Here is a 17522-nt window from a genome sequence, read left to right as displayed (position 1 = left end):
TCACGTGAAACGATCCCGTAGGCGCGGGAGTGAGCGCGTCAGTCTCCCGCACTCGGCGGCAGCGCGTCGCGGTCGACGCGGACCGTGATGGTGTCGAGCCGCGGGTCGGCATGTATCCGCCGCAGGCGCGTGATCTCGGCTGCCACAATCAGGGAGTCGGGGTACAGGTGCGTGCCCCATGCGAACACGCCGGCGGCATCCCAGACGAACTCCGGGAGCCGCTCTCCTGGACGAACGTCGCCGCGACGGAAGTCCGCGGAAGCGAACTCGTTGCCGAACACGCGAATGGTGGGCTCTGATTTCGCGCTCATCTCATAGCCCGTCCAGCGGAGCGCCGTCAGTTCGAGGTCGCCGACTGCGTCGCCCAGCGCCGCTGTGGTCTGCGCGTCGATCACGCCGCGGCACGACACCAGGTCGCGAATCCGAGGGCGGTGTGTCGCGCTTCGCTCGACGACTTCCCGCCAGTCGAGCGAAGCGAGCTCGTCTTCCAGTGTCACGTACTCCGACCAGCGAACCGCCCGGTCGGCGTCATCACGCATCGGCAGGAGCACACGAACCATCGGCAGTCGGCGATGAGGCGCTGCGATGAAGTCACGCGCGTGCAATCCGTGGTCCGAGCGGGGCACGACCGCGAACGGGTTCGTCATGGCCTCGACACTAGCCCGGGCACCGACATAGGCAGCCGCGTGCGAACGGACAGCGGGGTGTCACCCGCAGGACAGTGGGTCAACATCCGCACACGGCCGTTGCAACCGCCCGTGGTGAGAGGTGCCATGAGAGGTTGATCAGCGCTCATCTACTGCGCAGTTGCGATGTTTCACGTGAAACATCGCAACTGCGGATCCAACGGCGAAGCTTAGGGTGTGTTCCCCCGCCATGCGGCGCCGAACCGACCGAGGTGCCGTACGCAGGCCGCCGCACGCGCACGGTCGCGCACAAATGGTGGCACGGAGCCAATCGATGGCGCCTGTCGTTGACGCCTGACGTTGGCGCCTGTCGTTGACGCCTGACGTTGGCGCCCGTGGTTGACGCCTGTCGTTGACGCCTGTTGTTGGCGCCCGTCGGTTTGCGACGCCGCATCGCGCCGGTCGTTGGAGTTGGTCGTGTGACGCAGGTCCTTGTGCCCACCATTAGCCCCATCGATAGCGCCGGTCATCGGCCGGCCGTCGTTGACGCCTGTCGTTGACGCCCGTCGGTTGGCGACGCCGCACTGCGCCGGTCGCTAGAGCTGGTCGTGTGACGCAGGTCCTTGTGCCCACGATTAGCCCCGTCGATAGCGCCGGTCATCAGCCGCCTGTCGCTAGCTCCATCCGCTAGCGTCGGTCGCGACAGAGGACCCAGACATGCGAGCACGCGCGCACCCGATCATGGGTGAGGGGCGCACCCCCGACGAACGGCTCAGTCTGCAACGGGGTCGCCCATTTCGTCGGCGACGTTTGGGAACCATCGCCAGGTCGCTCTGCACCAAGCTCGTGCAGGCACCAACTGCGAAAGTGACCTCGGTCCCGGCGAGGTGTTTCACGTGAAACGGATGCACCGGCGTTCGGCCATCGTCCGCGCGCCCGTCATCTGCGTCTAGATAGATGCTGAGCAGAAGGCCGTATGGCTCGCTCACGCGACCTTCTTCGACGGGGAACGGCGGGATGCGCCCGGCTGCTGTTCGTAAGGGGGACAGGTGCACGAATCGTCTCAGTTCGAGTGAAGGTCTGAGCTTTGCGTGATCGATCTGAGATTGTCGGCATCTGCGGGTCGGCTCGATTTGCACCTGAGATGCGCGCGGCGATCCGTGATCTGACATTCCGCAGGCGTCATCGTCATCGCGCCGGGGTGAGGCAGGTGAAGCGGTTGCTGACGAGCAGAAGACCGCACTCGATGCCCTCCACCTGCGCAAGATCGATCTCGCCGACCGGGTGCTGGTTGTCAATCCGGGAGGGTACGTCGGCCAGTCCAACCACCGGGAGATCGCCTACGCCCAAGCCGCCGGCAAGCCGGCGTCGTACACTCGACCCGGTCTGAACACCACGCGCGCCTTGTGCGCGACGTTCTCCGGATCTTCTGCTGGAGATTCGTGGCGGCCCATGGGGTGACGAGGCGGAGCTCCGATTGGTCAGTGCGGTGGCGGCCGCGAGAGCGGACTCGATGCGCGCATCCGAGGTGGCTCGGCCGGACCGAGTGCACACGGCGATGCACAATGTGGTCGTCGCGTTCGGAGGAGGCCGCGAATCTCCGCGCGCGACCGCGGCTCCTTCGGTGCGCGACAGAGTCGAAGCTGGCCGTGATGCACAGAGCTCATCGAGGAGTCGATCAATGATGCAGCCCAGGTCACCCACGAACTGGCAGATCGATACTCGCGCCGACCGAAAGTGCTCAGCATCGAGTGACCGAACGGGGCGTTGCGGGGGAGTTCACCAGTCGACGCAAGAGTGCGCGTGCACCGCCGGCACCGTCGCCCCGGCACGTAACCACGGGAGAGGGTTCCGCTCCTGAAGGACGCCAGAAGAGAGTCCCGCGCACCACTTGCCGCCCTCCGCTCAGCACACACTCGCGTACGGAGGTTCGGACTCGAATTCCGTCGAAGCCGAACGCGACCCGGCAGGCGTGCCCAACGATCACGCAATAGCGGCCACACGTGTCGATGCAGGGCAGGCACCGTGACCACGCGTGCTGTCGTGCTGTCGTGCGATCCACCATGCGCACATCAGCAGCCGGCCATACAGCGAGTGAGCGCCGACCAAAATGCCAGTCGTTCGGGGAGCCCCATGTTTCACGTGAAACATCTCTGGGAGTCGTCGTCACCCCCGGCATGCCATCGCCGCGGTGGCTCCCACATCAGACATGCGCGGCGCCCAACAAGGCCGCTGAGTCGCCGGGCCGCCGTCGCCCCCGAAACGCGGAGCAGACCCAGTGCACGACGAGCAACACGCGGTGCGCACCGAAGTCGCCCCGACCGCCACGCAGCGACACGCCAGCGACACCCTCGGCCACGCACAGAGGGCGCTCATATGAATCGCGCGGCGTGCCTACACGATGGATCGCGAGCGATGTTTCACGTGAAACATCAGTCATCCACATCGCCGCGAATGCACCACGGGCGGGGAGATGCCCACACCCCGGCAGCGGACCGACGTCTATTCCACACGCATCCACTCGCCGACGCACGTCCCGCTCCAACTGGAAGAATCGACGGATGCCAGGACTTCATCACGTCGAGATCTGGGTCGCCGACCTTCCATCCGCGCGCACGGAGTGGGGGTGGCTGTTGGGTGAGCTCGGGTACACCCGCACCTCAGCGTGGAACGAAGGGGAGTCGTGGAGCGCCGGTGGCGCGTACCTCACACTGACCACCTCACCGAACATCGCCGGCGAAGCGCATGATCGCCGACTCCCCGGACTCAACCACCTCGCGTTCGACGGGGGAGCGCGCAGCGACGTCGACCGCATCCTCGCCGCCGGTCCTGAGCACGGATGGAGCCAGCTCTACTCAGATCGCTACCCGCACGCCGGCGGGCCCGATCACTACGCCGGGTGGCTCGAGAACACCGCCGGTTTCAAGGTCGAGGTCGTCGCCACAGGCATCTGACGTTTCACGTGAAACATCGCACTCGATTCGCCGTCACCCCGAAAGTGGACGACTCCATGCGACTTCACGTTCGAGCTGTCCGGTCGCCCGGAACAGCCGCACCTGATGGGTGTCGCTCAGCGCTCGGGCAAGATCATCCGTCGCTGCCGGCGAGAAGCCGAGCCGCTGCCAGAACGGCCCGGAGCGGCGGCTGAACAACCACGCGTGCTCCGCGCCTTCGAGCGCCGCGCTGTCCATCGCCTGCTGCGCCAACCAGAGGCCCAGCCCTGATCCGCGCCGGCCGTCGACGACGCAGACACTGCGGATCAGGGCATCCCTGCCGCCGTCCGCGACCTCGTAACCCGTCGTCCCGACCGGCTCGTCACCGATCCACGCGATCCACAAGCGCACGGAAGAAGCATCGAGTCCACTCGTGGTGAGGTCGGCACCACGCAGCATCTGCTCGAGCAGTGCGGTGTCGTCGCGCCGCGCGCGGGTCAGACGGATACCGTCCTGCGTCACCGCACGGTGCCGCGGATCACGCGCGAGGGCTCGTCGAGGACGCCCTCGCCCACGATCTCGACACGCGCATTCGTGACCTTGAACTTGCGGAGCGCCTTCTCAGCCGCGCCGATCTCGTTCTCAGCGCTGGTGCCCTTCAGCAGGATCACTTCGCCGCCATCACGCACCAGGGGAGCGGTCAGGGGAAGAAGCGTCCGCAGCGCGCTGACGGCACGAGCGGTGACGGCATCGAAGACGGCACCGCCCCTCCACTCCTCGCCCCGCGCACGCACGACCTCGACGTTATCGAGCCCGAGCTCGCCGGCCTGCTCGGTGAGCCAGGCGACACGACGCTCCATCGGCTCGATGAGCACCCACTCCACATCGGGACGCGCGATCGCGAGCACGAGACCGGGCAGCCCGGCGCCGGAACCGATGTCGGCGACGCGACCCGAGAACAGGGGCGCGATGATCGCACTGTTCAGGATGTGCCGCGACCACAGACGCGGGGGCTCGAGCGGGCCGATCAAGCCTCGCTCTTCACCGTGTCGACCCAGCGCCTCGGTGAAGCGACGCGCGACGTCGATCCGGTCGCTGAAGATCTCCGCCGCGGCGGCTGGTTCCTGCTCGATCTCGATCATCGATGTTTCACGTGAAACGTCAGCCGCGGCGGATGACGGTGTGCCGAGTGGCACCGTCGCCGTACGACTCCGAGACCAGGCCGCGCTCAGCGACCAAGTCGTGCACCAGCTTGCGCTCGTAGCTCGACATCGCCGGCAGCGACGCCTGCGACGCCCCCTCGTCGAGACGCGCGATCGCGCGATCCACGAGACCGGCGAGCTGGCTCTGTCGGGTGTCGCGCGATCCGCCGACATCCAGGATCAGTCGAGAGAAGCGGCCGGTGCGCGTCTGCACCGCGATGCGGGTCAGCTCCTGCAGCGCCTGGACCGTGTCGGGGTCGGCGAGCACCGACACCGACGCATCCGCCGGCGCCTCCACCGAGACATAGGCGCGCCCGGCGCGCACGTCGAGGTCGAGGTCGCCATCGATGTCGGCGATGTCGAGCAGACCCTCGATGAAGTCGGCGGCGATGTCGCCTTCCTGCTCGAGCTGCTCCACGGTCGCGGGCTCGCGCTCGGCGCGCTCGTGCACGGCGGTGGGTGTTTCGGGCGTGGTGGTCATGTCGTCCTCAGAGATCTCTCGTCAGGGGAGCGGAGTCAGGAAGCGGTTCCGGCGGAGCCGTCGGCCGAAGCAGCGGGCTTGCCCTGCTGCTTCTGCGCCTGCTTCTTCGCGCGCTGCTTGTTCACGGGCTGCTGACGCTTGGGTGCGGCGGCGCGGGCGCGCTCGGCCTCCTCGAACAGTCGCTGCTGCTCCGCCTGGTACTTCTCCATCGGAACGACCTTGCCGGAGGAATCGATCGCCTTGCCCTTGCGAGCGAGGCGCTCCTCGCGCGCCTTGGCCGCATCCGACCCGGGTGTCGGCATCTCGCGGATCACGAGGAACTGCTGGCCCATGGTCCACAGGTTCGAGACGAACCAGTAGATGACGACGCCGAGCGGGAAGAAGACACCCGAGAACACGAAGGCGAACGGCAGGACGTAGAGCATGATCTTCTGCATCTGGTACGCCTGGCCGGTCTTGGCCTCGGGCGACAGGTTCTTCGAGATGATCTGCAGCTGGGTGAAGAACTGCGACGCGATCATGAGCACGACGAGCGTGAGCAGGATGATGATCGCCGCGGTGTTGCCGGTCTCGAACGCGTCGATGAGCGTCTCGTGCAGCGACGCGACGCCGAACAGCTTCGCGTTGTAGAACTCCTGCGTGAGCTCGGCGTTGAGCAGGCCCACACCGCCGATGCCGGCAGCCGCGTGCTTGGTGACGTCGTTGAGCACGCTGAACAGGGCGAAGAAGACGGGCATCTGCACCAGGAGCGGCAGGCAGCTCGAGACCGGTGTGGTGCCGTGCTTCTTGTACAGCGCCATGGTCTCGCGGCTCATCGCCTCACGCGAGAGCTGATCGCGCTTGCCCTTGTACTTCTCCTGAACTTTTCGCAGTTCAGGGGCGATTTCCATCATCTTTCGCTGGCTCTTGATCTGCCGAACGAAGAGCGGGATCATCGCGGAGCGCACGACGATCACGAGGCCGACGATCGAGAGCACCCAGGTGATGCCGTCGGCGGCGGGCAGGCCCATGGCGGTGAAGAGCCAGTGCCAGAAGACGAGTACGGCTTCGACCGCCCATTTGAGCGGCCAGAGGATGATGCCGATGAGATCCATGCGGAGGATCAGTCCTTTCCGGGGGAGGACGGCACGACGAAGCCACGGGGAGTGAGCGCGTGCCGGAAGTTCGTGTGGGCGGGCACGTCGTCGACGCCACCCTGGGCCCAGGGATGACAGCGTGCGAGACGCGCCGCCGTGAGGGCGATGCCCTTGATCGCGCCGTGCTGCTGCAGTGCGCCGACCGCGTAGGCCGAGCACGACGGGTAGTACTTGCAGACGTCGCCGTAGGTGTGCGAGATCGTCGCACGGTAGCCGTGCATCACCGCCAGCGCGACGTTGCGGGGGAGCAGAGGCACGGCGCGGAGCGCATCGGTCGCCTCGAAGTGGGCGTCACCGAGCGCGTACGACGGGAGAACGCTCATGCCGCCGCCCGTCGTGCAAGACAGCGCGAGACCTCGTCGCGCAGCTCGTCGAACGACGCGGATGCCGCGGTCGGCAGCGCACGGATGACGATGTCGCCGCCGGCGCCGAGTCCGGGAAGAGACTGCGCACAGACAGCTTTGAGCCGTCGGCGCACGGTATTGCGCACGACGGCTCCGCCGACCTGCTTGCTCACGATGAATCCGAATCGCGGGGCGCCGCCCTGCTCAGCAGGACGGACGTACGTGACGGTGTGCGCACCGGCGCACCGACGGCCCCGACGGACGACGGCCTTGTAATCCGCTCCGCGGGTCAGTCGATTCGGCCTCGCGAGCACCGCTCGGAGTCAGGCCGAGAGCTCGGTGCGGCCCTTGCCGCGGCGAGCCGAGAGGATGGCGCGGCCGGCGCGGGTGCGCATGCGGGCGCGGAAGCCGTGCTTCTTGGCGCGACGGCGGTTGTTGGGCTGGAAAGTGCGCTTGCTCATGAGATCAAACTCCGGATCAGATGTCACCGGGACGCTCAGGCCGGGGACGTTCGTACACAGGGACCACCCCAGAAGGGGCATAAGTCAACCGACTAAGGCTACGTCCGGCGGGCCGAGAACTCAAACCGGCGCCGCGAAACCTGTAATTATGCACACCGGATGCTCAGACTTCGCGACCGACACGCTGACCGGTCTACGCAGGGAGTTTGCTCCGCGGGCACCTGCTGACCTAGCGTTGCACACGCAGTTATCCACAGGCTCGGCATGATCATTCCGCGGCACGATGTGGAGTCATCACCACCCGGGGGGGCCATGTCATCGCACGAGATTCCGGATGTCCCGGTATGGCGAGAGATCCTCGCCGAGCTCGAGCACGATGAGCGCATCACGCCGCAGCTCCACGGGTTCCTGAACCTCGCCGTGCCGCAGGGCACGATGGGCGGCACCCTCTACCTCGACGTGCCGAACGATCTGACCGCCGCGCAGTTCACCAAGCGCATGCGCGCGCCGATCATGGAGGCCCTCGCACGCATCGGCCAGCGCGACCCCGGCACTCCCGGCACGTTCCGCGCCGTGGTGAACCCCGAGCTCGCCGACGCCCATCTCACCGCGCCGATCCCTATCCAGCAGGCCCCGGCGCAGCAGCCGGCGATGTCGCCGGTGTCGCTGCCCCGCTCGCCCATCGACGAGGTTCCGGATGCCGCGGCCGTCGGCTCGCGCAGCGATACGCGCCTCAATCCCAAGTACACCTTCGACAACTTCGTCATCGGCCAGTCCAACCGCTTCGCGCATGCCGCCGCGGTCGCGGTGGCCGAAGCGCCGGCGAAGGCGTACAACCCGCTCTTCATCTATGGCGACTCGGGTCTCGGCAAGACGCACCTCCTCCACGCCATCGGCGATTACGCGATGAGCCTCTACTCCGGCATCCGCGTGCGGTACGTCTCGAGCGAGGAGTTCACCAACGACTTCATCAACTCGATCGCCAACAACCGCGGCTCGGCATTCCAGGCGCGCTACCGCGACGTCGACATCCTGCTGATCGACGACATCCAGTTCCTCCAGGGGCGCGCCGAGACGCAGGAAGCCTTCTTCCACACGTTCAACCAGCTGCACGACCACGACAAGCAGGTCGTGATCACGAGCGATGTTCCGCCAAAGCACCTCACCGGGTTCGAGGACCGCATGCGCAGCCGGTTCGAGTGGGGCCTCATCACCGACGTGCAGGCACCCGACCTCGAGACGCGCATCGCGATCCTCCGCAAGAAGGCGCAGTCCGAGCGCCTCCACATCCCCGACGAGGTGCTCGAGTACATCGCGACGGTGGTGTCGTCGAACATCCGCGAACTCGAGGGCGCCCTGATCCGCGTCTCGGCGTTCGCGAGCCTCAACCGGTCGACGCTCGACATGTCGCTCGCCCAGACGGTGCTGCGCGACATCGTCGACCAGGACGACACCAACGTCATCTCGCCGACCGACATCATCACGGCGACGGCCGCCTACTTCAAGCTGACCGTCGACGACCTGTACGGGTCGAGCAGATCCCAGTCGGTCGCGACCGCACGCCAGATCGCCATGTATCTGTGCCGCGAGCGCACCAGCCTGTCGTTGCCGAAGATCGGCCAGCTCTTCGGCAACCGCGACCACACGACCGTGATGTACGCGTACAAGAAGATCAGCGACCTCATGAAGGAGCGTCGCTCCATCTACAACCAGGTGTCCGAGATCACCGCGCAGCTCGGCCGCAACGGCCGCTGACCCGAGCCGTACTCTCCGCTGCACCCCTCGAAGCGCCACCGCGAGCCGGTGGCGCTTCGTCGTTCCTGCGACGCGCCCGAATATGCCGCAGAAGTTGCTTGACATCGCCCGCGGACAGGGCCATGATTCCCGTTCTTCACAGTGTGGAAAACCTGTGGATAACTTCACACCTCTGCGGAGATCATGTGGATCTCGACGACGAGCCTGTGGATAACCGTGGAAAGCGACGGATGCCCGAAACCACCGTCCCGAGAGCTCTCCCGAACCCGTCCACAACTCACACGTCTGTAGTTCCGTTGTGTCGACAGGCATCGGGGGAGTTGTCCACAGATTCCACAGCCGTTAACACCATGACAAATATCCATCTCTAGAGTTCGAGCCGATCACCTTGTCGGTGGATACGCCTGTGGAACCCGGAGCCGGTGGTGCAGGCACTGGCATCCGAACCGTGTGGCGCTAGCATGAGAACCCCAACCCGCTGCCGAGGGAGCATTCGTGAAGTTCCACGTCAATCGCGATGTGTTCAGCGAAGCCGTGTCGTTCGTCGTCAAGCTGCTTCCGCAGCGCAACCCGCAGCCGATCCTCGCTGGTGTGCTCATCGAGGCATCCGATCAGGGTCTCTCCCTCGCGGCGTTCGACTACGAGGCATCGGCTCGGACGACCATCGAGGCGACAGTCGACGAGCCGGGCACCATCCTCGTCCACGGCCGACTGCTCTCCGAGATCGCGAGCCGGCTCCCGAACGCCCCGATCCAGATCGAGGTCGACGCTGACGGCGGAATCCTCCTCACGTGCGGCTCGGCCCGGTTCACCCTCGCCTCCATGCCGGTGCAGGAGTACCCGGCCATCCCCGAGGTCACCGGCGAGTCGGGTCTCGTCCCCGCAGAGGACTTCGGCACCGCCATCGCCCAGGTGGCGTTCGCCGCATCCCGCGACGACGTCACCCCCGTGCTCACCGGTGTGCAGCTCGAGGTGTCGGGCACCCGCCTCAGCCTCGTCGCGACCGACCGTTACCGCGTCGCGCTCCGCGAGATCCCGTGGGACGGCGGCACCGCCGCATCCGAGGAATCGACCGCCGCCCTCGTCCCCGCACGAACCCTCACCGAGGTCGGCAAGACCTTCGCGCACTCCGGCGACATCTCGATCGCGTTCTCGGGCTCGGGCGACCGCGAGATCATCGCCTTCACCGCGGGCAACAAGACCGTCACGTCGCTGCTGATCAAGGGCAACTTCCCGCCGGTGCGGCGCCTCTTCCCCGAGCAGACCGAACACCACGCGGTCGTCAACACCGCTGAACTCGTCGAGGCGGTGCGTCGTGTGTCGCTCGTGCTCGACCGCTCCGCGCCCCTGCGCTTCACGTTCGGACCCGACAGCGTGTCGATGGATGCCTCGGGCACCGAGCAGGCGCGCGCATCCGAGTCGGTCGACGCGACGCTCCTCGGCGGCGACGAGGTCACGCTGGGGCTCAACCCCCAGTACCTCCTCGAGTCGCTCGGCGCCGTGAAGAGCGAGTTCGTGCGCATCACGTTCACCTCGAGCGACAACGCCAACAAGCTGAGCCCCGTGCTCATCACGCCGCAGACGTCGGTCGACAAGGACGGCGAGTCGTTCAAGTACCTGCTGCAGCCGAACCTCCTGCTGCGCTGATCGAATCGCTGCGCAGCCCCTCGGAGGCCCACCCGACGTCGGAGCGCGTCATTAGGCTTGTCCGGTGATCGTGGAGCAGCTGAACCTCGTCGACTTCCGCAACTATGCGGTCGCCGATGTGACGCTGGTCGCCGGTCCGAACGTCTTCGTGGGCCGCAACGGCCAGGGCAAGACGAATCTCGCCGAGGCGATCGGGTTCTTCGCCACTCTCGGCTCGCACCGGGTCTCGAACGACGCACCGATGGTGCGCGATGGTGCGGATGCGGCCATCGTGCGGGCGCGGCTCGCGCACGGTGAGCGCCGGGTTCTTCTCGAGGCGCAGATCAATCGGCAGGGATCGAACAAGGCTCGCGTGAACGGGGCCCCCGTGAAGCCCGCCGAGCTTCCGCGGTACGCGCAGGTGGTGCTGTTCGCCCCCGAAGACCTGCAGATCGTCCGCGGCGATCCGTCGGCCCGGCGCCGGTTCGCCGATCAGCTGCTGGTGCAGCGCGCCCCGCGCATGGCGGGCGTGCTCGGCGACTACGACCGCGTGCTCAAGCAGCGCAACGCCCTGCTGAAGTCCGCGCGCGCCCGCGGCGTGCGCGGCGAAGGACTCTCGACGCTCGATGTCTGGGACGACAAGCTCGTGCAGCTCGGCTCCGATGTGATCACCGCGCGGCTGGCGCTGGCGCGCGAGCTGCGCGCACCGCTCGCCGCGGCGTACACGGCGATCGCCGGCGACGACCATCGGCCCGAGATCGCGTGGGCGCTGTCGATCGACGGCGGCGGCGAGAGCGACGACGGCACGACGACCGCGTCGGATGCCGGTGCCGAGGCGCCCGCGGGCGAGATCGCAGACCGCTTCCGTGCCGCCCTCGCCGCCGGCCGGTCGTCGGAGCTCGATCGCGGCGTCACCCTGGTAGGCCCGCATCGCGACGATCTGCTCCTGCGCATCCGCGGCCTCGCGGTGAAGGGCTATGCCTCGCACGGCGAGTCGTGGTCGGTCGCGCTGTCGTTGCGGCTGGCGTCGGCCGAGCTGCTGCGCGCCGAGTCGCGCCTCGGCGACCCGGTGCTCATCCTCGACGACGTGTTCGCCGAGCTCGACGCCGACCGCCGCGGCCGGCTCGCCGAGCTCGCCGGCGGCTACGAGCAGGTCGTCGTCACGGCAGCGGTCGAAGCCGATGTGCCCCCCGGGCTCCGCGCCCGTGTGGTGCGGGTCGAAGCCGGCCGGATCGTGGAGGAGACGGATGCCTGATCCCGAGCTCCCCACGGGCGACGCGGCATCCGGCGACGCGGCATCTCGCGATGCGGCATCGGCCGGCGATCTTCCCGAGACCGTCGCGACGTACCTGCGCCTGCGCGGGCTCGCCCCGTCAGGGCGCACGTTCCGCCGCCGCCGGCGGCGACCGGCGGACGACGACGAGAATCAGCCGTTCACGTCGGGGCGCGACCCCCGCGGCGTCGCCGACGTGCTCGCCGACTTCACGCGCGACAGCGGATGGAACCGCGAACTGGCACGCGAAGACGTCGTCACCGCATGGGCCGACGTCGCGGGCGCGGAGACCGCTGCGCACACGCATCCGGTCGCCTTCTCGGAGGGCACCCTGACCGTCCAGGCCGACTCCACGGCATGGGCCAAGCAGCTCCAGCTCATGCGCGCGCACATCCTCTCGGAGATCGTCCGGCGCTTCCCCGACGCGGGTGTCAAGGTGGTCCGTTTCATCGGCCCGGACGTCCCCTCCTGGAAATGGGGCACGAGAACCGTTCCAGGGCGCGGCCCGCGCGATACCTACGGCTGAGACACGTCCGGTCCTGTCCCCACGGATTCCATCGCGCCACAGGGGCGTACAAGCCCGTTCGCGCCCGCTGACTTGATAGACTGTCGGAGCCCCCGTCTATCGATTTGGAGCGCCCGAGAATATGACGTCTGACACCCCCGAGAGCGTTCCCGAGGAACCACAAGCAGCAGGGAACGTTCCGAACGAGTACGGGGCAGACGCCATCCAGGTGCTGGAAGGTCTCGAGGCCGTCCGCAAGCGTCCGGGCATGTACATCGGCTCGACCGGTGAGCGCGGCCTCCACCACCTCGTGTACGAGATCGTCGACAACGCCGTCGACGAGGCACTCGCCGGCTACTGCGACACCATCGACGTCACGATCCTCGAAGACGGCGCCGTCCGCGTGATCGACAACGGCCGCGGCATCCCCGTCGACATGCACCGCACCGAGGGCAAGTCGACCGTCGAGGTCGTGCTCACCGTGCTGCACGCCGGCGGAAAGTTCGGCGGCGGCGGCTACGCCGTCTCGGGCGGTCTGCACGGCGTCGGCTCATCTGTCGTCAACGCCCTGTCGAGCCGCCTCGAGGTCGAGGTCAAGCGTCAGGGTCATGCCTGGCGGCAGTCGTATCGCACCGGCGGTGTGCCGCAGGCTCCGCTCGCCCAGGGCGAGGAGAGCGACGAGACCGGAACGACGATCACGTTCTGGCCCGACGACACCATCTTCGACACCGTCGACTTCGACTACGACACCCTGCGCACACGCTTCCAGCAGATGGCGTTCCTCAACAAGGGGCTGCGCATCAATCTGCGCGACGAGCGTCCGGGTGCGTTCAGCGTCGACGTCGACGAGACCGGCGAGCCGCAGGGCCGCCACGACAGCTTCCTCTATGAGCGCGGACTCGTCGACTACGTCGAGTACCTCAACAAGGTGCGCCACGCCGACGTCGTCAACGACGAGATCATCGAGGTCGAGTCCGAAGACACCGACCGCAACATCGCGTTGGAACTCGCGATGCAGTGGACGACGAGCTACACCGAGAACGTGTTCACCTTCGCGAACACGATCAACACCCACGAGGGCGGAACGCACGAAGAGGGCTTCCGCGCCGCGCTGACCACGCTCGTCAACCGCTACGCGCGGGCGAACAACCTGCTCAAGGAGAAGGACGACAACCTCACGGGTGAAGACATCCGCGAAGGACTGACGGCCGTCATCTCGGTGAAGCTCTCCGAACCGCAGTTCGAGGGGCAGACCAAGACCAAGCTCGGCAACACCGAGGCGAAGGCGTTCGTGCAGAAGGTGGTCGGCGACAAGCTCGGCGACTGGTTCGACCGCAACCCCCAGCAGGCCAAGAACGTGATCCGCAAGGCGATCGACGCGGCATCCGCCCGCATGGCCGCGCGCAAGGCGCGCGAGACCGCGCGCCGCAAGAGCGTCTTCGAGTCGGCTGCGATGCCCGACAAGCTCAAGGACTGCACCAGCAAGGACCCGTCGATCAGCGAGATCTTCCTCGTCGAGGGCGACTCGGCCGGCGGCTCGGCCGTGCAGGGCCGCGACCCGCACACGCAGGCGATCCTGGCGCTGCGCGGCAAGATCCTCAACGTGGAGCGCGCCCGTCTCGACAAGGCCCTCTCGAACAAAGAGGTGCAGGCGATGATCCAGGCCTTCGGCACGGGAATCGGCGAGGACTTCGACATCGACAAGGCGCGGTACCACAAGATCGTGCTGATGGCCGATGCCGACGTCGACGGCCAGCACATCACGACCCTGCTGCTCACCCTGCTGTTCCGTTACATGCGCGGGCTCATCGAGGCCGGCTTCGTCTACCTCGCGCAGCCGCCGCTCTACCGCCTCAAGTGGTCGAACAACCCGCACGAGTACGTCTACAGCGACCGTGAGCGCGACGCGCTCATGGCCGAGGGCCTCGCGAACGGCAAGCGTCTCCCCAAGGACTCCGGCGTGCAGCGCTACAAGGGTCTGGGCGAGATGAACGCGAAGGAGCTGTGGGAGACGACGATGGACGTCACCACCCGCACCCTCAAGCAGGTGACCATCGACGACGCCGCCGCGGCAGACGAGATCTTCTCGGTGCTCATGGGTGAAGACGTCGAATCGCGACGCAGCTTCATCCAGCGCAACGCCAAAGACGTGCGCTTCCTGGATATCTGAGTCGGCGCGAACGGAACTGAGAACGAGAAGACATGGCTGACGAAGAACGCCCCACCCCCGAGCACGACCACGGCAAGATCGATCAGGTCGACCTGCAGCTGGAGATGCAGCGCAGCTACCTCGACTACGCGATGGCGGTCATCATCGGCCGCGCTCTGCCGGACGTGCGCGACGGGCTCAAGCCGGTGCACCGCCGTGTGATCTACGGCATGTACGACGGCGGATTCCGCCCCGACAAGTCGTTCTCGAAGTGCGCGCGCGTCGTCGGCGAGGTCATGGGTCAGTACCACCCGCACGGCGACTCGGCGATCTACGACGCCCTCGTCCGCCTCGTGCAGCCGTGGTCGCTGCGCTACCCGCTCGCGCAGGGCCAGGGGAACTTCGGATCGCCGGGCAACATGGGCGCCGCCGCCCCGCGGTACACCGAGACGAAGATGGCTCAGCTTGCGCTCGAGATGGTGCGCGACATCGAAGAGGAGACCGTCGACTTCCAGGACAACTACGACGGTCAGACCCAGGAGCCGACGGTCCTGCCGGCGCGCTTCCCGAACCTGCTCGTCAACGGCTCGGTCGGCATCGCGGTCGGCATGGCCACCAACATCCCGCCGCACAACCTGCGCGAGGTGTCGGCCGGCGCGCTGTGGGCGCTCGAGAACCCGGATGCGACGCGCGAAGAGCTGCTCGAAGCGCTCATGGAGCGCATCCCCGGTCCCGACTTCCCGACCGGCGCGCAGATCCTCGGCACGAAGGGCATCCGCGAGGCGTACCGCACCGGCCGCGGATCGATCACGATGCGCGCGGTCGTCTCGATCGAGGAGATCCAGGGCCGCACGTGCCTCGTGATCACCGAGCTGCCGTACCAGGTGAACCCCGACAACCTCGCGGTCAAGATCGGCGACCTGGCTCGAGAGGGCAAGATCACCGGCATCGCCGACATCCGTGACGAGACGTCCGACCGCACCGGTCAGCGCCTCGTCGTCGTGCTGAAGCGCGACGCCGTCGCCAAGGTCGTGCTGAACAACCTGTACAAGCACACCCAGCTGCAGGAGAACTTCGGCGCGAACATGCTCGCGATCGTCGACGGGGTGCCGCGCACGCTCTCGCTCGACGCGTTCATCTCGAACTGGGTCGACCACCAGGTCGAGGTGATCGTCCGCCGCACGACGTATCGCCTGCGCAAGGCCGAAGAACGCATGCACATCCTGCGCGGCTACCTCAAGGCGCTCGATGCGCTCGATGAGGTCATCGCGCTCATCCGCCGATCGCCCACCGTGCAGGAGGCGAACGAGGGACTGCAGGGACTCCTCGACATCGACGAGGTGCAGGCGCAGGCCATCCTCGACATGCAGCTGCGTCGCCTCGCGGCGCTGGAGCGCCAGAAGATCATCGACGAGGCCCAGGAGCTCGAGGCCCGGATCGCCGACTACAACGACATCCTCGCCCGGCCGGAGCGCCAGCGCACGATCATCCGCGACGAGCTCACCGCCATCGTCGACAAGTTCGGCGACGACCGGCGCACCACGATCCTGCACGGCTTCGACGGCGACGTCTCGATGGAAGACCTCATCGCTGAGGAGGAGGTCGTCGTCACGGTCACGCGCGACGGCTACATCAAGCGCACGCGCAGCGACAACTACCGCTCGCAGCACCGCGGCGGCAAGGGCGTGAAGGGTGCGCAGCTGCGCGCCGACGACGTGGTCGAGCACTTCTTCGTCACGACCACCCATCACTGGCTGCTCTTCTTCACGACCAAGGGTCGCGTGTACCGCTCGAAGGCGTACGAGCTCCCCGAGGCCGGTCGCGACGCGAAGGGCCAGCACGCCGCGAACTTCCTCGCCCTGCAGCCCGACGAGGAGATCGCCCAGATCCTCGACATCCGCGACTACAGCGCCGCCACCTACCTGGTGCTCGCCACGCGCGGCGGCCTGGTCAAGAAGACCCGCCTCACCGACTACGACACCAACCGTCAGGGCGGCGTCATCGCGATCCGCCTCCGCGAGAGCGACGAGGTCGTCAGCGCGATGCTCGTCGACGAGGGCGATGACATCCTGCTCATCAGCCGGCACGGGATGTCGCTGCGCTTCACGGCCACCGACGACGCGCTGCGTCCGATGGGTCGGTCGACCGAGGGCGTGAAGGGAATGTCGTTCCGCGACCGCGACAGCCTGCTGTCCGCATCGGTCGTCCGCGACGAGGGATACGTCTTCGTGGTGACCGAGGGCGGCTACGCCAAGCGCACCTCCGTCGACCAGTACCGGGTGCAGAGCCGCGGCGGACTCGGCATCAAGGTGGCCAAACTGCACGAGGATCGCGGCGATCTCGCGGGCGGTCTGATCGTCTCCGAGATCGACGAGGTCTTGGTGGTTCTTGCCAGCGGCAAGGTGGTACGCTCTGCCGTGGCCGAGGTCCCTGCCAAGGGCCGAGACACCATGGGTGTCGTGTTCGCCCGCGCCGCAGACGACGATCGCATCCTGGCGATCGCTCGGAACGGAGAGCGCGGCCTCGCCGAAGAATCAGAGGTCGCCGACGAGAACGGCACACCCGAGGCCTCTCCCGAGTCCCCTGAAGAGAGCGTTGACGCATGAGCACGGTAGCCGACAAGCTCGCCCGCAAGTCCAGCCACAAGACCAGCGCGAAGCAGGTTCGCCTGCGCCTCGTCTACGTCGACTTCTGGTCGGCAGTGAAGCTGTCCTTCCTCGCCGCGATCGCGATCGCCGTCGTCACCGTCGTGTCGTTCGTGATGATCTTCCTCGTCGTGCAGACCACCGGGCTGATCGGCCAGGCCGACGAGTTCGTCGGCAGCCTGTCCGACGGCAGCGTGCTGCTGTCGAACTTCATCAGCTTCCCGCAGGTGCTGGCGTTCTCCGCGATCGTCGCGATCCTCAATCTGGTCGTCGTGACCGTGCTCGGCGCGGTCATCGCCGGCATCTACAACCTCGCGGTCAAGGTCACGGGCGGTCTGCTCGTGGGCTTCACCTCGAACTGACACCTCGATTTCGACTTTGCCCGC

Annotated in this window: 17 protein-coding genes; 8 read left to right on the top strand and 9 right to left on the bottom strand. The window is 67.1% G+C overall.

The genetic code is table 11. From position 1 onward, the window contains the following. Nucleotides 1–38: 38 nt before the first annotated feature. Nucleotides 39–647 carry a hypothetical protein gene (locus tag JOD63_RS14720; RefSeq protein WP_045276605.1) on the bottom strand — a complete coding sequence of 203 codons (609 nt, stop codon included), beginning with the start codon at nucleotides 645–647 and terminating at the stop codon, nucleotides 39–41. 1167 nt (nucleotides 648–1814) lie between these two features. Next, nucleotides 1815–1955 carry a hypothetical protein gene (locus JOD63_RS18290; RefSeq protein WP_157004037.1) on the bottom strand — a complete coding sequence of 47 codons (141 nt, stop codon included), beginning with the start codon at nucleotides 1953–1955 and terminating at the stop codon, nucleotides 1815–1817. Nucleotides 1956–3187: 1232 nt separating this feature from the next. Here JOD63_RS18290 and JOD63_RS14710 point away from each other — a divergent pair. Continuing rightward, the gene (locus JOD63_RS14710; RefSeq protein ID WP_045276606.1) at nucleotides 3188–3580 is read left to right on the top strand and encodes a VOC family protein; all 393 of its coding nucleotides are present in this window, start codon (nucleotides 3188–3190) and stop codon (nucleotides 3578–3580) included. Between the two features lie 33 nt (nucleotides 3581–3613). On the opposite strand, the gene JOD63_RS14705 is transcribed toward JOD63_RS14710, so the two are convergent. The 7 genes from JOD63_RS14705 to rpmH are packed head-to-tail and all read right to left on the bottom strand — an operon-like array spanning nucleotide 3614 to nucleotide 7183. After that, nucleotides 3614–4081, bottom strand: coding sequence for a GNAT family N-acetyltransferase (locus JOD63_RS14705; RefSeq protein WP_245618034.1), 468 nt, complete (start codon nucleotides 4079–4081; stop codon nucleotides 3614–3616). Next, nucleotides 4078–4701 (bottom strand): 16S rRNA (guanine(527)-N(7))-methyltransferase RsmG, encoded by a 624-nt coding sequence (gene rsmG / locus JOD63_RS14700; RefSeq protein ID WP_045276607.1) that lies wholly within the window; start codon nucleotides 4699–4701, stop codon nucleotides 4078–4080. Before rsmG ends, JOD63_RS14705 begins: the two co-directional genes overlap by 4 nt. A gap of 19 nt (nucleotides 4702–4720) precedes the next feature. Beyond that, on the bottom strand, nucleotides 4721–5242 hold the full coding sequence (locus tag JOD63_RS14695; RefSeq protein WP_045276608.1) for a Jag family protein: 522 nt from the start codon (nucleotides 5240–5242) through the stop codon (nucleotides 4721–4723). Between the two features lie 35 nt (nucleotides 5243–5277). Then, complete coding sequence (yidC, locus tag JOD63_RS14690) at nucleotides 5278–6336, bottom strand: membrane protein insertase YidC (RefSeq protein ID WP_045276609.1); 1059 nt, start codon at nucleotides 6334–6336, stop codon at nucleotides 5278–5280. 8 nt (nucleotides 6337–6344) lie between these two features. Continuing rightward, nucleotides 6345–6701: a membrane protein insertion efficiency factor YidD gene (yidD, locus tag JOD63_RS14685; protein ID WP_045276610.1), complete on the bottom strand. Its 357-nt coding sequence runs from the start codon at nucleotides 6699–6701 to the stop codon at nucleotides 6345–6347. After that, complete coding sequence (gene rnpA / locus JOD63_RS14680) at nucleotides 6698–7036, bottom strand: ribonuclease P protein component (protein WP_045276611.1); 339 nt, start codon at nucleotides 7034–7036, stop codon at nucleotides 6698–6700. The genes yidD and rnpA overlap by 4 nt, the downstream gene beginning before the upstream one ends. 9 nt (nucleotides 7037–7045) lie before the next feature. Further along, nucleotides 7046–7183 (bottom strand): 50S ribosomal protein L34, encoded by a 138-nt coding sequence (rpmH, locus tag JOD63_RS14675; protein ID WP_036304730.1) that lies wholly within the window; start codon nucleotides 7181–7183, stop codon nucleotides 7046–7048. Nucleotides 7184–7447: 264 nt separating this feature from the next. Here rpmH and dnaA point away from each other — a divergent pair, with 264 nt between their 5' ends. From dnaA to JOD63_RS14640, 7 genes are all read left to right on the top strand, one after another. Next, nucleotides 7448–8938, top strand: coding sequence for a chromosomal replication initiator protein DnaA (dnaA, locus tag JOD63_RS14670; RefSeq protein ID WP_407665026.1), 1491 nt, complete (start codon nucleotides 7448–7450; stop codon nucleotides 8936–8938). Between the two features lie 495 nt (nucleotides 8939–9433). Next, nucleotides 9434–10585: a DNA polymerase III subunit beta gene (gene dnaN, locus JOD63_RS14665; RefSeq protein ID WP_045276613.1), complete on the top strand. Its 1152-nt coding sequence runs from the start codon at nucleotides 9434–9436 to the stop codon at nucleotides 10583–10585. A gap of 64 nt (nucleotides 10586–10649) precedes the next feature. Next, a complete protein-coding gene (gene recF / locus JOD63_RS14660) occupies nucleotides 10650–11819 on the top strand; it encodes a DNA replication/repair protein RecF (protein ID WP_045276614.1) in 1170 nt (389 codons plus the stop codon). Beyond that, nucleotides 11812–12363, top strand: a complete 552-nt coding sequence (locus JOD63_RS14655; RefSeq protein ID WP_084613660.1) for a DUF721 domain-containing protein — start codon at nucleotides 11812–11814, stop codon at nucleotides 12361–12363. The genes recF and JOD63_RS14655 overlap by 8 nt, the downstream gene beginning before the upstream one ends. Before the next feature lie 121 nt (nucleotides 12364–12484). Further along, the gene (gyrB, locus tag JOD63_RS14650; protein WP_045276615.1) at nucleotides 12485–14512 is read left to right on the top strand and encodes a DNA topoisomerase (ATP-hydrolyzing) subunit B; all 2028 of its coding nucleotides are present in this window, start codon (nucleotides 12485–12487) and stop codon (nucleotides 14510–14512) included. A 32-nt stretch (nucleotides 14513–14544) separates the two neighbouring features. Then, the gene (gyrA, locus tag JOD63_RS14645) at nucleotides 14545–17097 is read left to right on the top strand and encodes a DNA gyrase subunit A (RefSeq protein WP_045276616.1); all 2553 of its coding nucleotides are present in this window, start codon (nucleotides 14545–14547) and stop codon (nucleotides 17095–17097) included. Continuing rightward, complete coding sequence (locus JOD63_RS14640; protein ID WP_045276617.1) at nucleotides 17094–17498, top strand: DUF3566 domain-containing protein; 405 nt, start codon at nucleotides 17094–17096, stop codon at nucleotides 17496–17498. The genes gyrA and JOD63_RS14640 overlap by 4 nt, the downstream gene beginning before the upstream one ends. Nucleotides 17499–17522 lie beyond the last annotated feature (24 nt).

Origin of the sequence: Microbacterium terrae, from assembly GCF_017831975.1 — a bacterium.
Taxonomy (GTDB): Bacteria; Actinomycetota; Actinomycetes; order Actinomycetales; family Microbacteriaceae; genus Microbacterium; species Microbacterium terrae.
Note: the sequence above shows the minus strand (reverse complement) of the source record. Positions and strands in the feature narration are given on the sequence as shown.